Origin of the sequence: Streptomyces sp. WAC04114, assembly GCF_019733245.1 — a bacterium.
Lineage (GTDB): Bacteria > Actinomycetota > Actinomycetes > Streptomycetales > Streptomycetaceae > Streptomyces > Streptomyces massasporeus_A.
In genome coordinates, this window is record NZ_JAIGQA010000105.1 from 14,414 (window position 1) to 28,714 (window position 14,301).

At 72.4% G+C, this 14,301-nt stretch carries 16 protein-coding genes and 1 pseudogene; 5 read left to right on the forward strand and 12 right to left on the reverse strand.

Features of this window, described 5'->3' with window-relative positions; all coding sequences use genetic code 11:
• The first annotated feature begins 15 nt into the window (after window positions 1-15).
• Entirely contained in the window at window positions 16-651 is a 636-nt protein-coding gene (locus K4G64_RS24510) for a TIGR03085 family metal-binding protein (RefSeq protein WP_221758168.1), read from the forward strand.
• Between the two features lie 73 nt (window positions 652-724).
• On the opposite strand, the gene hisF is transcribed toward K4G64_RS24510, so the two are convergent.
• The 8 genes from hisF to hisD are packed head-to-tail and all read right to left on the reverse strand — an operon-like array spanning window position 725 to window position 6,441.
• A complete protein-coding gene (hisF, locus tag K4G64_RS24515) occupies window positions 725-1,480 on the reverse strand; it encodes an imidazole glycerol phosphate synthase subunit HisF (protein ID WP_184912460.1) in 756 nt (251 codons plus the stop codon).
• Between the two features lie 14 nt (window positions 1,481-1,494).
• On the reverse strand, window positions 1,495-1,896 hold the full coding sequence (locus K4G64_RS24520) for a RidA family protein (RefSeq protein WP_221758169.1): 402 nt from the start codon (window positions 1,894-1,896) through the stop codon (window positions 1,495-1,497).
• Window positions 1,893-2,618, reverse strand: coding sequence for a bifunctional 1-(5-phosphoribosyl)-5-((5-phosphoribosylamino)methylideneamino)imidazole-4-carboxamide isomerase/phosphoribosylanthranilate isomerase PriA (priA, locus tag K4G64_RS24525; protein WP_221758170.1), 726 nt, complete (start codon window positions 2,616-2,618; stop codon window positions 1,893-1,895). Before priA ends, K4G64_RS24520 begins: the two co-directional genes overlap by 4 nt.
• Window positions 2,615-3,259, reverse strand: a complete 645-nt coding sequence (gene hisH, locus K4G64_RS24530; RefSeq protein ID WP_260460906.1) for an imidazole glycerol phosphate synthase subunit HisH — start codon at window positions 3,257-3,259, stop codon at window positions 2,615-2,617. The genes priA and hisH overlap by 4 nt, the downstream gene beginning before the upstream one ends.
• Window positions 3,256-3,420 carry a hypothetical protein gene (locus tag K4G64_RS24535; RefSeq protein WP_221758172.1) on the reverse strand — a complete coding sequence of 55 codons (165 nt, stop codon included), beginning with the start codon at window positions 3,418-3,420 and terminating at the stop codon, window positions 3,256-3,258. Before K4G64_RS24535 ends, hisH begins: the two co-directional genes overlap by 4 nt.
• Entirely contained in the window at window positions 3,417-4,010 is a 594-nt protein-coding gene (gene hisB, locus K4G64_RS24540; RefSeq protein WP_221758173.1) for an imidazoleglycerol-phosphate dehydratase HisB, read from the reverse strand. The genes K4G64_RS24535 and hisB overlap by 4 nt, the downstream gene beginning before the upstream one ends.
• Window positions 4,007-5,119, reverse strand: a complete 1,113-nt coding sequence (locus tag K4G64_RS24545) for a histidinol-phosphate transaminase (RefSeq protein ID WP_221758174.1) — start codon at window positions 5,117-5,119, stop codon at window positions 4,007-4,009. The genes hisB and K4G64_RS24545 overlap by 4 nt, the downstream gene beginning before the upstream one ends.
• On the reverse strand, window positions 5,116-6,441 hold the full coding sequence (gene hisD, locus K4G64_RS24550) for a histidinol dehydrogenase (RefSeq protein WP_221758175.1): 1,326 nt from the start codon (window positions 6,439-6,441) through the stop codon (window positions 5,116-5,118). Before hisD ends, K4G64_RS24545 begins: the two co-directional genes overlap by 4 nt.
• A 179-nt stretch (window positions 6,442-6,620) precedes the next feature.
• Here hisD and K4G64_RS24555 point away from each other — a divergent pair, with 179 nt between their 5' ends.
• From K4G64_RS24555 to ybaK, 4 genes are all read left to right on the forward strand, one after another.
• Complete coding sequence (locus tag K4G64_RS24555; RefSeq protein ID WP_221758176.1) at window positions 6,621-8,198, forward strand: oxidoreductase; 1,578 nt, start codon at window positions 6,621-6,623, stop codon at window positions 8,196-8,198.
• 121 nt (window positions 8,199-8,319) lie between these two features.
• Window positions 8,320-9,351, forward strand: a complete 1,032-nt coding sequence (locus K4G64_RS24560) for a hypothetical protein (RefSeq protein ID WP_221758182.1) — start codon at window positions 8,320-8,322, stop codon at window positions 9,349-9,351.
• 11 nt (window positions 9,352-9,362) lie between these two features.
• Window positions 9,363-10,103, forward strand: coding sequence for an LON peptidase substrate-binding domain-containing protein (locus tag K4G64_RS24565; protein ID WP_221758177.1), 741 nt, complete (start codon window positions 9,363-9,365; stop codon window positions 10,101-10,103).
• Window positions 10,104-10,113: 10 nt separating this feature from the next.
• Window positions 10,114-10,614, forward strand: a complete 501-nt coding sequence (gene ybaK, locus K4G64_RS24570) for a Cys-tRNA(Pro) deacylase (protein WP_221758178.1) — start codon at window positions 10,114-10,116, stop codon at window positions 10,612-10,614.
• A 477-nt stretch (window positions 10,615-11,091) separates the two neighbouring features.
• Here the strand turns inward: ybaK and K4G64_RS24575 are convergent, their stop codons facing one another.
• From K4G64_RS24575 to K4G64_RS24590, 4 genes and pseudogenes are all read right to left on the reverse strand, one after another.
• Window positions 11,092-11,790 carry an AAA family ATPase gene (locus K4G64_RS24575; RefSeq protein ID WP_221758179.1) on the reverse strand — a complete coding sequence of 233 codons (699 nt, stop codon included), beginning with the start codon at window positions 11,788-11,790 and terminating at the stop codon, window positions 11,092-11,094.
• Between the two features lie 56 nt (window positions 11,791-11,846).
• Window positions 11,847-12,668 carry an ABC transporter permease gene (locus tag K4G64_RS24580; RefSeq protein WP_221758180.1) on the reverse strand — a complete coding sequence of 274 codons (822 nt, stop codon included), beginning with the start codon at window positions 12,666-12,668 and terminating at the stop codon, window positions 11,847-11,849.
• A 103-nt stretch (window positions 12,669-12,771) separates the two neighbouring features.
• Window positions 12,772-13,746 carry an ABC transporter ATP-binding protein gene (locus K4G64_RS24585; RefSeq protein WP_221758181.1) on the reverse strand — a complete coding sequence of 325 codons (975 nt, stop codon included), beginning with the start codon at window positions 13,744-13,746 and terminating at the stop codon, window positions 12,772-12,774.
• 123 nt (window positions 13,747-13,869) lie between these two features.
• A pseudogene (locus tag K4G64_RS24590) lies at window positions 13,870-14,301 on the reverse strand (NYN domain-containing protein); the annotation flags it as partial.

Here is a 14,301-nt window from a genome sequence, read left to right on the forward strand (position 1 = left end):
TCGTAGGCTGGCCCCATGTCGACCCATGCCAAGCGTGAACGACTTCTCCTCGCCGACCTGTTGGAGACCGCGGGCCCGGACGCGCCCACCCTGTGCGAGGGCTGGACGACCCGGGACCTCGCCGCGCACGTGGTGGTGCGCGAGCGCCGCCCGGACGCCGCCGGCGGGATGCTGATCAAGCAGCTCGCGCCGCGTCTGGAGAAGGTGATGGCGGAGTACACCGACAAGCCGTACGAGGAGCTGATCCAGCTGATCCGTACGGGCCCGCCGCGCTTCTCGCCCTTCTCCCTCAAGCCCGTCGACGAGGCGTCGAACATCATCGAGTTCTACGTCCACACCGAGGACGTCCGGCGCGCCCAGCCCGACTGGACCCCGCGCGACCTCGACCCGGTCTTCCAGGACGCCCTGTGGTCCCGGCTGGAGCGCACCGCCCGGCTGATGGGCCGCGGCGTGCCGACGGGCCTGGTCCTGCGCCGGCCCGACGGTCAGACGGCGGTGGCCCACCGCGGCACCCCGGTGGTCACCGTGACCGGCGAGCCGTCCGAGCTGGTTCTGTTCTCCTACGGCCGTCAGAGCGCGGCCAAGGTCGACCTCGACGGGGACGAGAACGCGATCGCGAAGCTGCACGAGTCGAAGCAGCTCGGCATCTGAGCCCGGCGTCTGAGCTCGTTTCCGAGAGAGCCCCGGCCGCATCGCGCGGCCGGGGCTCACTGCGGACGGGGCGTCACCGCACCGGGTGACCCGCCTCCCGCAGCGTCTCCTTGACCTGGCCGATGCGCAGGTCGCCGAAGTGGAACACGGAGGCCGCCAGGACCGCGTCCGCGCCCGCCTCGACGGCCGGGGGGAAGTCGGTCAGCCTGCCCGCGCCGCCCGAGGCGATGACCGGGACCGTGACGTGTTTGCGTACGGCCCGGATCATCTCCAGGTCGTAGCCGTCCTTGGTGCCGTCGGCGTCCATCGAGTTGAGCAGGATCTCGCCGGCGCCCAGTTCGGCGGCCCGGTGGGCCCACTCGACGGCGTCGATGCCGGTGCCCTTGCGGCCACCGTGGGTGGTGACCTCGAAGGAGCCCGACTCGGTGCGGCGGGCGTCGACCGACAGGACCAGCACCTGGCGGCCGAAACGCTCGGCGATCTCGCGGATCAGGTCGGGCCGGGCGATCGCGGCCGTGTTGACGCCGACCTTGTCCGCGCCGGCACGCAGCAGCTTGTCCACGTCCTCGGCGGTGCGGACGCCGCCTCCGACCGTGAGCGGGATGAACACCTGCTCGGCCGTGCGGCGCACCACGTCGTACGTGGTCTCGCGGTTGCCCGACGAGGCGGTGATGTCCAGGAACGTCAGCTCGTCGGCGCCCTCGGCGTCGTACACCTTGGCCATCTCGACGGGGTCGCCCGCGTCGCGCAGGTTCTGGAAGTTGACGCCCTTGACGACCCGGCCGTTGTCCACGTCCAGGCAGGGGATGACTCGGACCGCCAGGGTCATGAATCGTGCTCCTCTTAGTGTTCCGCTGAAGGTGTCCCTCTGAATGCTTCCACTTCCACCGACACCAGGACCCGGGAGTCGATGAAGCCCTGCACGACCAGCAGGGTCGTGACCGGGCGCACGCCGTCGAACATCTCCTTGTGGGCCCGGCCCACCGCGTCGACGTCCCGGGCGTGCGCGAGGTAGATCCGGGTGCGGATCACGGACTCGGGCGTGAGCCCGAACTCGGCGATCGCCTCCAGGGCGGTGGTGATGGCCACCTTGGCCTGCTCGTACGGGTCGCCCTCGCCGTAGAGCACATCGCCCTTGAACGCGGTCGTGCCCGCCACCAGCACCCGGTCGCCCGCCTCGACGGCGCGTGCAAAACCGAAGGACTCTTCCCAGGGACTTCCGCTCTGCACACGCCGTACGGTCATGACGACACAGCCTCCAAGGCCTCTTCAAGGGTGAACGCCTTCGCGTACAGCGCCTTCCCGACGATGGCGCCCTCGACACCGAGCGGGACGAGTTCGGCGATGGCGCGCAGGTCGTCGAGCGAGGAGACCCCGCCGGAGGCCACGACGGGGCGGTCGGTGGCGGCGCACACGTTGCGCAGCAGTTCCAGGTTGGGGCCCTGGAGCGTGCCGTCCTTGGCGATGTCGGTGACGACGTACCGCGCGCAGCCCTCCTTGTCGAGGCGCGCCAGCGTCTCGTAGAGGTCGCCGCCGTCGCGGGTCCAGCCGCGCCCGCGCAGGGTCGTGCCGCGGACGTCGAGACCGACGGCGATCTGGTCGCCGTGCTCGGCGATGACCTTGGCGACCCACTCCGGCGTCTCCAGGGCGGCGGTGCCGAGGTTGACGCGCTTGCAGCCGGTGGCGAGGGCGGCGGCGAGGGTCTCGTCGTCGCGGATGCCGCCGGACAGCTCCACCTTGATGTCCATGGCGCGGGCGACCTCGGCGATCAGCTCGCGGTTGTTCCCGGTGCCGAAGGCGGCGTCGAGGTCGACCAGGTGCAGCCATTCGGCGCCGGAGCGCTGCCAGGCGAGGGCGGCCTCCAGCGGGGAGCCGTAGGAGGTCTCCGAGCCGGACTCGCCGTGCACCAGGCGGACGGCCTGGCCGTCCCGGACGTCGACGGCGGGGAGGAGTTCGAGCTTGCTCACAGTGTTCCGATCCAGTTGGTGAGGAGCTGGGCTCCGGCGTCGCCGGACTTCTCGGGGTGGAACTGGGTGGCCCACAGGGCGCCGTTCTCGACGGCGGCGACGAACGGCTTGCCGTGGGTGGACCAGGTGACCTTGGGGGCCGTCATCGCCGGGTTGTGCGTCTCCAGGGACCAGTCGTGGACGGCGTAGGAGTGCACGAAGTAGAAGCGGGCGTCCGGGTCGAGGCCGGCGAACAGCTGCGAGCCGGGCGCCGCTTCGACGGTGTTCCAGCCCATGTGGGGCACGATCTCGGCCTGGAGCGGCTCGACGGAGCCGGGCCACTCGTCGAGGCCCTCGCTCTCCACGCCGTGCTCGATGCCGCGCGCGAAGAGGATCTGCATGCCGACGCAGATGCCCATGACCGGGCGGCCGCCGGACAGCCTGCGGTCGACGATCCAGTCGCCGCGGGCCTCGCGCAGGCCGGTCATGCAGGAGGCGAAGGCGCCGACGCCGGGCACCAGCAGGCCGTCGGCGTTCAGGGCCTTGTCGTAGTCACGCGTGATCTCGACGTCGGCTCCCGCGCGGGCGAGGGCGCGCTCGGCGGAACGGACGTTGCCGAAGCCGTAGTCGAAGACCACCACGTTCTTGCGAGGGGCGCTCAATTCCACACCTCCAGCCTCACCACACCGGCCGTCAGGCACATCGCGGCGCCGATCGACAGCAGCACGATCAGGCCCTTGGGCATCTTCTGCTTGATGAAGGAGTAGATCCCGCCGACGAGGAAGAGACCGACGACGATCAGCAGGGTCGAGGTGCCGTTCACAGGGCGCCCTTCGTGGACGGGAGGATGCCGGCCGCGCGCGGGTCCCGCTCGGAGGCGTAGCGCAGGGCGCGGGCGAGCGCCTTGAACTGGCACTCCACGATGTGGTGCGCGTTGCGCCCGTAGGGCACGTGCACGTGCAGCGCGATCTGCGCCTGGGCCACGAAGGACTCCAGGATGTGCCGGGTCATGGTGGTGTCGTACTCGCCGATCATCGGCGCCATCTTCTCGGGCTCGGTGTGCACGAGGTAGGGGCGGCCGGACAGGTCGACGGTGACCTGGGCGAGGGACTCGTCCAGCGGGACCGTGCAGTTGCCGAAGCGGTAGATGCCGACCTTGTCGCCGAGGGCCTGCTTGAAGGCGGCGCCGAGGGCGAGGGCGGTGTCCTCGATGGTGTGGTGCGAGTCGATGTGCAGATCGCCCTCGGTCTTCACCGTGAGGTCGAACAGACCGTGCCGGCCGAGCTGGTCGAGCATGTGGTCGTAGAAGCCGACGCCGGTCTTGATGTCGGTCTTCCCGGTGCCGTCGAGGTCGATCTCGACGAGGACCGAGGTCTCCTTGGTCACCCGCTCTATGCGGCCTACGCGGTTCATGCGCTCTGCTCCTTCTTCACTTCACGTACCGCGTCGAGGAACGCGTCGTTCTCTTCGGGGGTCCCGGCGGTGACCCGGAGCCAGCCGGGCACGCCGTTGTCCCGGACCAGGACGCCCCGGTCGAGGATCTTCCGCCAGGTCTCGTGGGAGTCCTCGAACCGGCCGAACTGCACGAAGTTCGCGTCCGACGCGGTCACCTCGTAGCCGATCGCGAGCAGTTCGGTGACCAGGCGGTCCCGTTCGGTCTTGAGCTGCTCGACGTAGCCCAACAGCGTGTCGGTGTGCTCCAGGGCGGCCAGGGCGGTCGCCTGGGTCACGGCCGACAGGTGGTAGGGCAGCCGGACCAGCTGGACGGCGTCGACGACGGCCGGGTGCGCGGCTAGGTAGCCCAGGCGCAGGCCCGCCGCGCCGAACGCCTTCGACATCGTGCGGGAGACGACGAGGTTCGGCCGGCCGGCCAGCAGCGGCAGCAGCGAGTCGCCGTGGCTGAACTCGATGTACGCCTCGTCGACCACCACCATCGACGGCTTCGCCGCCTGCGCGGCCTCGTACAGCGCGAGGACCGTCTCGGGCGGGACGGCGGTGCCCGTGGGGTTGTTGGGGGTGGTGATGAAGACGACGTCCGGCTGGTTCTCCGCGATGGCCTTCTCGGCGGCGGCGACGTCGATGGTGAAGTCCTCATTGCGCGGACCGGAGATCCAGCCGGTGCCGGTGCCGCGCGAGATGAGGCCGTGCATCGAGTACGACGGCTCGAAGCCGATGGCGGTGCGGCCCGGTCCGCCGAAGGTCTGCAGCAGCTGCTGGATGACCTCGTTGGAGCCGTTGGCCGCCCAGACGTTGGCCACGCCGACCTCGTGGCCGGAGGTGTCGGTGAGGTACTCCGCAAGCCGCGTGCGCAGCTCGACCGCGTCCCGGTCCGGGTAGCGGTTGAGATTCCGGGCGGCCTCACGGACCCGCTCGGCGATGCGTTCGACCAGCGGTTCGGGCAGCGGGTAGGGGTTCTCGTTGGTGTTCAGCCGTACGGGGACGTCCAGCTGGGGCGCGCCGTAGGGGGACTTGCCACGCAGCTCGTCCCGTACGGGGAGATCGTCGATGCGTACGTCGTTCACTTGCCCTGGGGAACCTTCCAGTCGAACCTCGCCTTGATCGCCGCGCCGTGGGCCGGCAGGTCCTCCGCCTCGGCCAGCGTGACCACGTGGTGCGCGACGTCGGCCAGCGCCTCGCGCGTGTAGTCGACGATGTGGATGCCGCGCAGGAAGGACTGGACCGACAGACCCGAGGAGTGGCAGGCGCAGCCGCCGGTGGGCAGGACATGGTTGGACCCGGCCGCGTAGTCGCCCAGCGACACGGGCGCCCAGGGGCCGATGAAGATCGCGCCGGCGTTGCGGACGCGGTCGGCCACGGCGGCGGCGTCGGCCGTCTGGATCTCCAGGTGCTCGGCGCCGTACGCGTCGACCACCTTGAGGCCCTCGTCGATGCCGTCGACCAGCACGATCGCGGACTGCCTGCCGGACAGGGCCGGGACGATCCGGTCCTCGACGTGCCGGGTGGCCGCGACCTGCGGCTCCAGTTCCTTCTCGACCGCGTCGGCGAGTTCGACGGAGTCGGTGACCAGGACGGCGGCGGCCAGCGGGTCGTGCTCGGCCTGGCTGATCAGGTCGGAGGCGACGTGCACCGGGTCGGCCGTGTCGTCGGCGAGGACGGCGATCTCGGTCGGGCCGGCCTCGGCGTCGATGCCGATCCGGCCGGTGAAGTAGCGCTTGGCGGCGGCGACCCAGATGTTGCCGGGGCCGGTGACCATGTTCGCGGGCGCGCAGGACTCGGTGCCGTAGGCGAACATCGCGACGGCGGTGGCGCCGCCGGCCGCGTAGACCTCGTCGATGCCGAGCAGCGCGCAGGCGGCGAGGATGGTCGGGTGCGGCAGGCCGCCGAACTCGGCCTGGGCGGGTGAGGCGAGCGCGACGGATTCGACGCCGGCCTCCTGGGCGGGCACCACGTTCATGATCACGGAGGACGGGTAGACGGACCGGCCGCCGGGCGCGTACAGCCCGACGCGGTCGACCGGCACCCACTTCTCGGTCACGGAGCCGCCGGGCACGACCTGGGTGGTGTGCGTGGCGCGGCGCTGGGCGCGGTGGACGGTCCGGGCGCGGCTGATGGACTCCTCCAGGGCCGCGCGCACGGCCGGGTCGAGCTCCTCCAGCGCGCGGGTGAGCGCGGCGGCCGGTACCCGGACCTGATCGAGCCTGACCCCGTCGAACCGCTCGGCGAAGTCGATCAGCGCCGCGTCGCCGCGATGATGCACGTCCTCGCAGATCGGACGCACCTTCTCGAGGGCGGCCGCTACGTCGAAGTCGGCTCGGGGCAGCAGGTCACGCAGGGCGGGGCCCTCGACGAGGGCGTCGCCGCGCAGATCGATTCGGGAGATCACGTGCTCAATTCTCTCAGACCCGGGTGAGGCGTCGTCCGCGCGTATCAATGGCTGATACAGAAAGCCGTCGGCACCCGGAAGATCCCCTTCACGTCATGTGTTCGGGCCGTCACAGAGCGGGCATGAACTGGTGTACGAGGCAAGTGACCCGTGAGTACCCGGGGAGGAAGGAAAGAGCTGTGACCGAGGGGGCCGGCGTCCGTGCCGGGGATCTGCCCGACGACCTGACCGCGGCCGAGGCCGGCATGTGGCAGGCCTTCCGCAACGGCACCGTGTATGACCTGAGCTGCGGCGACGCCGTGGCCGACGATCCGCACGGCGGCCACCCGTGGGGCGAGGAGCGGACCGTCCGGGCCCGGATCGTGTGCTGGCTGCTCCTCGACGGGCCGCCCGCCCTGGCCGGCCGCGTGTCGTCCCTGAAGCTGATCGGTGTGCAGGTCAGCGGCTCCCTGGACCTCGCGGGCGGCACGGTGGTGCCGTACGTCGAGATGCGCCGGTGCCGCTTCGAGCAGGACGTGCTGCTGCCGGAGGCCCGCTTCACCACCCTGCGCGTGGTGGACTGCTCGGTGCCCCGGCTGGAGGCGGCCCGGGTGCACACCGAGGGCGATCTGCATCTGCCGCGCTGCCGTTTCCACCACGGCATCCGGCTCACGGACGCGCAGATCGGCACGGACCTGATGCTCAACCAGGCGATCGTGCACCGGGATCACAGCGGCCGGTCGATCGCCGCGGACGGCATGACCGTCGGCCAGGACTTACAGGCGGAGCTGCTGGAGTCGCACGGCGAGCTGAGCCTGCGCGCCGCGACGATCGGCGTGTCGCTGAGCCTGCGCGGCGCACGGCTGAGCAACCCCTTCGAGCGGCTCGCGCTGAACGCCCCGCAGCTGACCGTCGAGCGGAGCCTGTATCTGACACCGGCGGGAGTCGGCGCCCAGGCGATGAGCGGGATGACCCCGGCGCAGGGGACGCGCATCCAGCGCTTCGCGTGCGAGGGCGGGATCCGGCTGGACGACGGCCGGTTCGGTGACGCCGTCGACTTCGAGCGGGCCCGGTTCACCCTCACGGACGACCAGGAGCTGTCGCTGCGCCGGGTGCAGACGCCGGAGCTGCGGTTCCTCGGGGAGCAGCCGGTGCGTGGGCGGGTGGTGCTGTCCGGGGCGAGGGTCGTCAACCTGATGGACCGCGCGGACGCCTGGCCGGGCCCGGGGCGGCTGCACATGGGCGGCTTCGTCTACGAGAACCTCGTGCCGCGCGGACCGTTCCCGCCGGACGAGCGGCTTCGGTGGGTGGCGGCGGCGACGGCCGAGTACAACCCGGAGCCGTACGAGCGCCTCGCGGCCGTGCTGCGGGCCGGCGGGGAGGACGAGGACGCCCGCGAGGTGCTGCTGGCCAAGCAGCGCCGGCACCGCGAGAGCCTGCCGATGGCGGCCAAGCTGTGGGGCTACGCGCAGGACTTCACGGTCGCCTACGGGTACCGGCCGGGCCGGGCCGCGGTGTGGATGGCGGTGCTGTGGGCGGCGGGCTCCCTGGCCTTCGCGCAGGCCGGGCATCCGCCGATGAAGCGGGGTGAGCACCCGGAGTGGAATCCGACGCTGTTCACCCTCGACCTGCTGCTGCCCGTCATCGACCTGGGCCAGGTGGGGTTCTGGCAGCTGCGGGGGCCCTGGCAGTGGCTGGCGGCGGCGATGATCCTGCTGGGCTGGATCCTCGCGACGACGGTGGCGGCGGGGGCGACGCGACTGCTGCGTCGCAACTGATGGTGCTGATGTGACCACAGGTATGGAACTGTCACGGTTTTACGTTCTCTTGACCATCGGATGTACAACTTTCCGTAGGTTCCATGAACAGTCTGGCGCCGCCATGACCAGCCGACTTTCAATGGTCGGCACCATGGCAATGCAGCTGCCGTTCATCCGCGCGAGCCGGATGGCAAGGACCTCCCCCCACCTCGTCGGCGAGCCGTGCGCCGACGACGAGGTGCTGCTCGACGCGCCCGACGCCCGGCTGAGCCCGGCGCTGGTCGCCGCCGCCCGGGGCGACCACCTCCCGGCCGCCTCGCTGCTCCTGGCCACGCGCGTGGCCTCGGAGTGGGAGCGGCGCGACCGGTACGTGACCCGGCTGGCCGCCTTCGCCCGCTCCCGGCCCGAGTGGCTGGACGCCTGGCTCGCCATCGCCCCGCAGGACCCCGACGCGCTGCTGGTCGGGGCCCAGCTGGCGGTGGACCGGGCCTGGCAGTCACCGGCCCGGGCCGAGCTGCTGCGCGAGGTGAGCCCGCTGATCACGGCGGCGGCCCGGGGCGACCAGCGGGACCCGGTGCCGTGGCGGCTCGCGCTCGACCACGCCCGGGGCGCACAGGCCGGGCACACGTACTTCGAGGAGCTGTGGGCGGCGGCCGTACGCCGTGCCCCGCACCACTACGGCTGCCATGTGGCGGCTCTGCGCTACCTGGCCGCCTCCTGGCACGGCTCGCACCGCGAGTGCTTCGACTTCGCCGACCGGGCCGCCCAGGACGCTCCCGCCGGCGCGCTCGTCCAGGCCCTGCCGCTGCGGGCGGCCTTCGGCTACCTCACCGACGGCTGCGGGCCAGAGGTGCCGCGCGAGCGGCTGGACGCGGCCGCCGACCGAGCGATCGCGCTGTCCCCGCTGCTGCCGGCCCACGACCCCTGGCCGGCCCGGATGCGGAACCTGCTGATCTTCGTCCTGGTACGCCTGGAGCGCTGGCCGGACGCCGTCGAGCAGCTGCGCCTGAACGGCCCGTACGCCACCTCGTTCCCTTGGGACCAGGTGTCGGACGACCCGCTCGGGCACTTCCTGCGGGTGTGCGAGGACGTGCGGTCCGCGGTGGCCGGGGACCCGTCCTGGCATCCACGGAGTGAACGGGGCGGTCGAGTCCGTCCCGGCGACCATTAGGCTTTTGCGTCGTGACCACCGTCCGGCTCCCCCTCTTCCCCTTGAACTCGGTGCTGTTCCCGGGGCTCGTGCTCCCGCTCAACGTCTTCGAGGAGCGGTATCGCGCCATGATGCGCGAGCTGCTGAAGACGCCCGAGGACGAGCCGCGCAGGTTCGCCGTCGTGGCGATCCGCGACGGCCACGAGGTGGCCTCGACCGCGCCCGGCATGCCCGACCCGACCGCCCTGCCCGAGCGGGGACCCGCGGCCGGTTTCGGCACGGACCCGGCCAAGGCGTTCCACAAGGTCGGCTGCATCGCCGACGCGGCGACGATCCGGGAGCGCACCGACGGCTCCTACGAGGTCCTGGCGACCGGCACGACCCGGGTGAAACTGCTGTCCGTCGAGGCGTCCGGGCCCTTCCTGACGGCCGAGCTGGAGCCTCTGGAGGAGGAACCGGGCGACGAGGCCGCGCCGCTGGCCGAGGGCGTGCTGCGGTCCTTCCGCCAGTACCAGAAACGGCTGGCCGGGGCGCGGGAGCGGTCTCTCGCGACGGGGGCCGAACTGCCGGACGAGCCGGGCGTGGTGTCGTACCTCGTCGCGGCCGCGATGATGCTGGACACCCCGACCAAGCAGCGGCTGCTCCAGGCGCCCGACACGGCGTCCCGCCTGCGCGACGAGCTGAAACTCCTTCGCTCCGAGACGGCGATCATCCGTAGTCTGCCGTCGTTGCCCGCGTCGGAGCTGACGCGCGGCCCGATGAGCCTCAACTGAGCGGATCCGCATGGCGAAGAAGTCGAAGAAGCAGCACCAGCCGGGCGGCACCCCGGCGACGGTGGCCCTCACGGCGGCGGGCGCGGTGTACACGGTCCATTCCTACGACCACGACCCCGCGCACCCCTCCTACGGCGAGGAGGCGGCCGAGGCCATGGGCGTCTCCCCCGACCGTGTCTTCAAGACCCTGGTCGCGGACGTCGACGGCGCGCTGACGGTCGCGGTGGTCCCGGTGGCGGGCCAGCTGGACCTGAAGGCCCTGGCGGCGGCCGTGGGCGGCAAGCGCGCGGCGATGGCCGACCCGGCGCTCGCGGAACGCACGACGGGCTACGTCCGGGGCGGCATCTCCCCGTTGGGCCAGCGCAAGAAGCTCCCGACGGTCCTCGACGTGTCGGCCTCGGCCCACCCGACGATCTGCGTCTCGGCGGGCAGGAGGGGCCTGGAGGTGGAACTGGCGCCGGAGGACCTCCAGAAGCTGACGGAGGCGGTCCTGGCGCCGATCGGACGCTGAGCGACGGCGGCCCCCGAAAGCCGGGCCGCCTGCGGCGGGCCGCCCCGGAGCGCTCAGGCCGCTGCAGCGGACGGTCCCGGAGCGCTCAGGCCGTAGGCGGAGGGCCGCCCCGAAACGGCACAGGCCGCAGGCGAAAGGCCCACCCCGGAACGCACAGGCCGCAGGCGAAAGGCCCACCCCGGAACGCACAGGCCGCAGGTTGAAGGGCCCCCGGAGCGCTAAGACTGTAGACGAAAAGCTGCCTCGAAACGCGCAGGCCCCAGGCGAAAGGCCGCCGGAACGCCCAGACCGTAGGCGCAAGACCACCCCGGAACGGCACAAGCCGCAGGCGAAAAGCCGCCTCGAAACGCACAGGCCCCAGGCGAAAAGCCACCGGAACGCTCAGGCCGCAGGCGAAAGGCAACCCCGGAACGGCACAGGCCGCAGGCGAAGGCGGATTCTGAGCGCTCAGGCCAAAGCGAAAAGCGGCCCCGGAACCTATCGGCCGTCGGCGGGCGGCGGGCCCGGATACGGGCCCGCGCCGAATTCCGGCTCCGGGTCGCGGGGGCCGAACAGCGCCATGAGCCCGAGGTGGAGCACCAGCGCGGCGAGCGGCCAGGCCAGCAACGCGCCCTTCGCGCCCAGCTTCAGCGGCGCGTCGAAGGTGACGCCCTGCCCGACTTCCCGCGCGTGCGCGATCACGTCCTCGGCGGGCCCGAGCCACACCCCGACCCGCCAGGCGAGCAACGACCCGAGCAGGCCTCCGAGGGCCAGCCCCACCACCAGCGGCACGCCCCCGCGCCGCCGCAGCAGGAAGACGACCAGCGCGCTGAGGGCGCCGAAGGCCAGCCCGAGCAGCGTGAACGTGCCGTCGACACCGATGGCCTGCTCGCCCTCGGTGTCCTTGAGGTAGACGACCCAGTTCTTCTCCACCACGTCGCCGACCAGCGGCACATGCGGCGCGAGCCACCACCACAGCACGCCGAGCAGCACCCCGCCGAGCGCCACGGCCACCGCGATCACGGCGGCCTCCCGCAGTTCCGTCCTCATTCCGGGGCCGTCCTGTCCGTACCAGCCGTGCCCGGCGTACTCGGCGTGCTGGGAACCGGGAGCCTGAGGCCCGGCGGCCGGCGGCTGCCACGCACCCTGTGCGGAGTGTTCGTGCGGGGGCGTTGGCGGAGTCAGTGGTGCGGTCACCCTGCCATCGTGCCAGCCCGGCTCGTGCGCCGCGTCACCGGCGGACCGCTCCGCGCTCAACGGACGGCCGCCCGGCGGTACGCCCAGGTCGCCACGGCCAGCGAGACGACGCCCACGACCCCGCACACCGCGAGGTCGCCGAGCACGAAGGCCCAGTCGGGATGCGGCCCGAACGTCCGCGCGAAGGCCTCCACGCCGTACGTCGACGGCAGCAGGTCCCGCGTGAAGCGCACGACCTCCGGCATCCGGTCCGCCGGCAGCACGCCCAGCAGCAGCGCCGCCGACATGCCCAGCTGCCCGAGCAGCGTGGCCAGTTCCGGCCGGGGCGCGAGCAGCCCCAGCGCCGCCCCGAGCCCGGCTAGCGCGGCGCCCGCGAGCGGGATCACGGCCATGAGGACCCACAGATGGGCCATCGGCAGCCCGAACAGCACACAGCCGAACAGCGCCGTCACCACGGTTCCGGGCACGGTGAACGAGGCGTACGCGCCCGCAGCCCCCAGCACCACGGCCGCCGGCGGCACCGGCAGCGTCGCGTAGTGATCGAGCCCGCCGCTGGCGCGCAGCTGCCCGAAGTACTGCGCGAGCAGGTTCAGCGCGACGAAGGCGACCACCAGGACCGACGACCCGGCGACGACGGCCTGCGCCTCCGCCCCGTCGTCCACGACCCCGCGCATCAGGATCATGATCCCGACCGACTGGAAGGTCGCCACGAACAGCAGCGGGATCCGCGCCACCCGCGCCCGGGAGAGCTGGGCCCGGTACACGGCCGCCAGCGACGGCCACAGCCGCGCCCGAGGCCCGAGCTCGGCCGCACACGCGGCGGGCTCCTCCACGGCCAGGGCACTGCCCGGCAGGACATCGGCGGGTACGACACTCACGTCGCGCTGCTCCCCTTCGCTCGGGTCCACTGCGGCAGTCGCCTGTTCGGTACGTATGCGGCGGCCGGTCCGCTCACGGCCCACGCGCCCGGTGTCCTCGCGCTCACGTCTTCACCAGCCCCTGCTGCACGGCCCCGCCGAGGGCGAGGTACACGTCCTCCAGGCTGGGGGTGGCCAGCGTGAAGTCGTCCAGGGCGGCGAAGGCGGCCCCGCCGGTGACGGTCGCGACGACCGTCCGGGCCTCCTCGGGCCCGAGCCGCAGCGTCCAGCGGCGGCCCGACTCCACGACCCGGTCCTTCAGCGCGGCCACCTCGGGCACGTACAGCGGAGCCTCGTCCCGCCACACGAGGTCGACGCGCACCTCACCAGCGACCTGCTCCTTGAGCCCGGCGGGGGTGTCGCAGGCGATCACCCGCCCCCGGTCGAGGACGGCCACCCGGTCCAGCACCGTCTCGGCCTCGATGACGTTGTGGGTCACGAGCAGCACGGTCGTCCCGTGCTCGGCCCGGCGCCGGTCGACGGCGGACCACACGGCCCGCCGCGCCACCGGGTCCATGCCGGTGGTCGGCTCGTCCAGCACGAGCAGCGGCCGCTCCCCCACCAGGGCCGCCGCGAAGCACGCCAGGCGCCGCTGCCCCCCGGAGAGCTTCTTCAGCGGCCGCCCGGCGAGCGGCGCGAGCCCCAGCTCCTCGAGGACGGCGTCCCGCTCGGCACGCGCGTGCCGTACGTCCAGGCCGCGCAGCCGCCCGGTGGTCTCGGCGGCGAGCGACACGGTCAGCTCGTCGAGGGCGGTCGACTCCTGCCCGAGGTAGGCGAGGATCCGCGCGGCCCGCTCGGGGTGGCGGACGATGTCGTGCCCGAGGATCTCCACGCTGCCGCGGTCGGGCCGCATCAGCCCGGTCAGCTGGCGCACGAGGGTGGACTTGCCGGCCCCGTTGGGACCGAGCAGGCCGAAGATCTCGCCGCGGCGGATGTCCAGCGTCACGTCGTCCGTGGCCCGGACCTCGGGTGTTCCGGGGGTGCCGCGCCGGCCCCGGACCGCCGGATAGGTCTTGGTCAGCCCGCGCACCGCGCACACGACGTCACCATCGTGCCGAAATGCCTGTGCCGCGCGCTTACTCACAAGGGACGAGACTACGGGGTCGGCGACCCCGGTCCGCTCTCGGGTCGGTCCGTACCGGGAATTCCGTCGGCTAAGAACTCAGGCGTCCAGGGGTGGGTGCTCCACGCCCGTGCGCACGCTGATCTCCCGCCAGAAGCCGGCCCGGATGGCGTAACGGTCCCGCTCGTCGATCTGGTCGTCCTTGTGGGCGAGCAGACCGAAGCGGGCGGCGTAGCGCAGCAGCTCCCCGTCGACGCGGTGCGGGATGCGCGGGTACATCCCGGACAGTTTCTGCAGGTGGTGCTGGTCGCCGAGGCGCTCGACCCAGCGCCGGGCGAAGACCTGCCCCACCTCGTAGGGGTCACCGCCGACGGTGGTGATGTCCTCCTCGCGGTCGGCCCACCGCTGCTCGGCCGTGGTCAGCTGGGCGAGCGTCGGCATCGAGGCGGCCTCGGGGGGCTCGGCCGTGGGCCGGTCGACCCAGCCTTTGTCGGAGGACCACCGGAGGGTGGCGGAGGCGGGGTGCTGGGC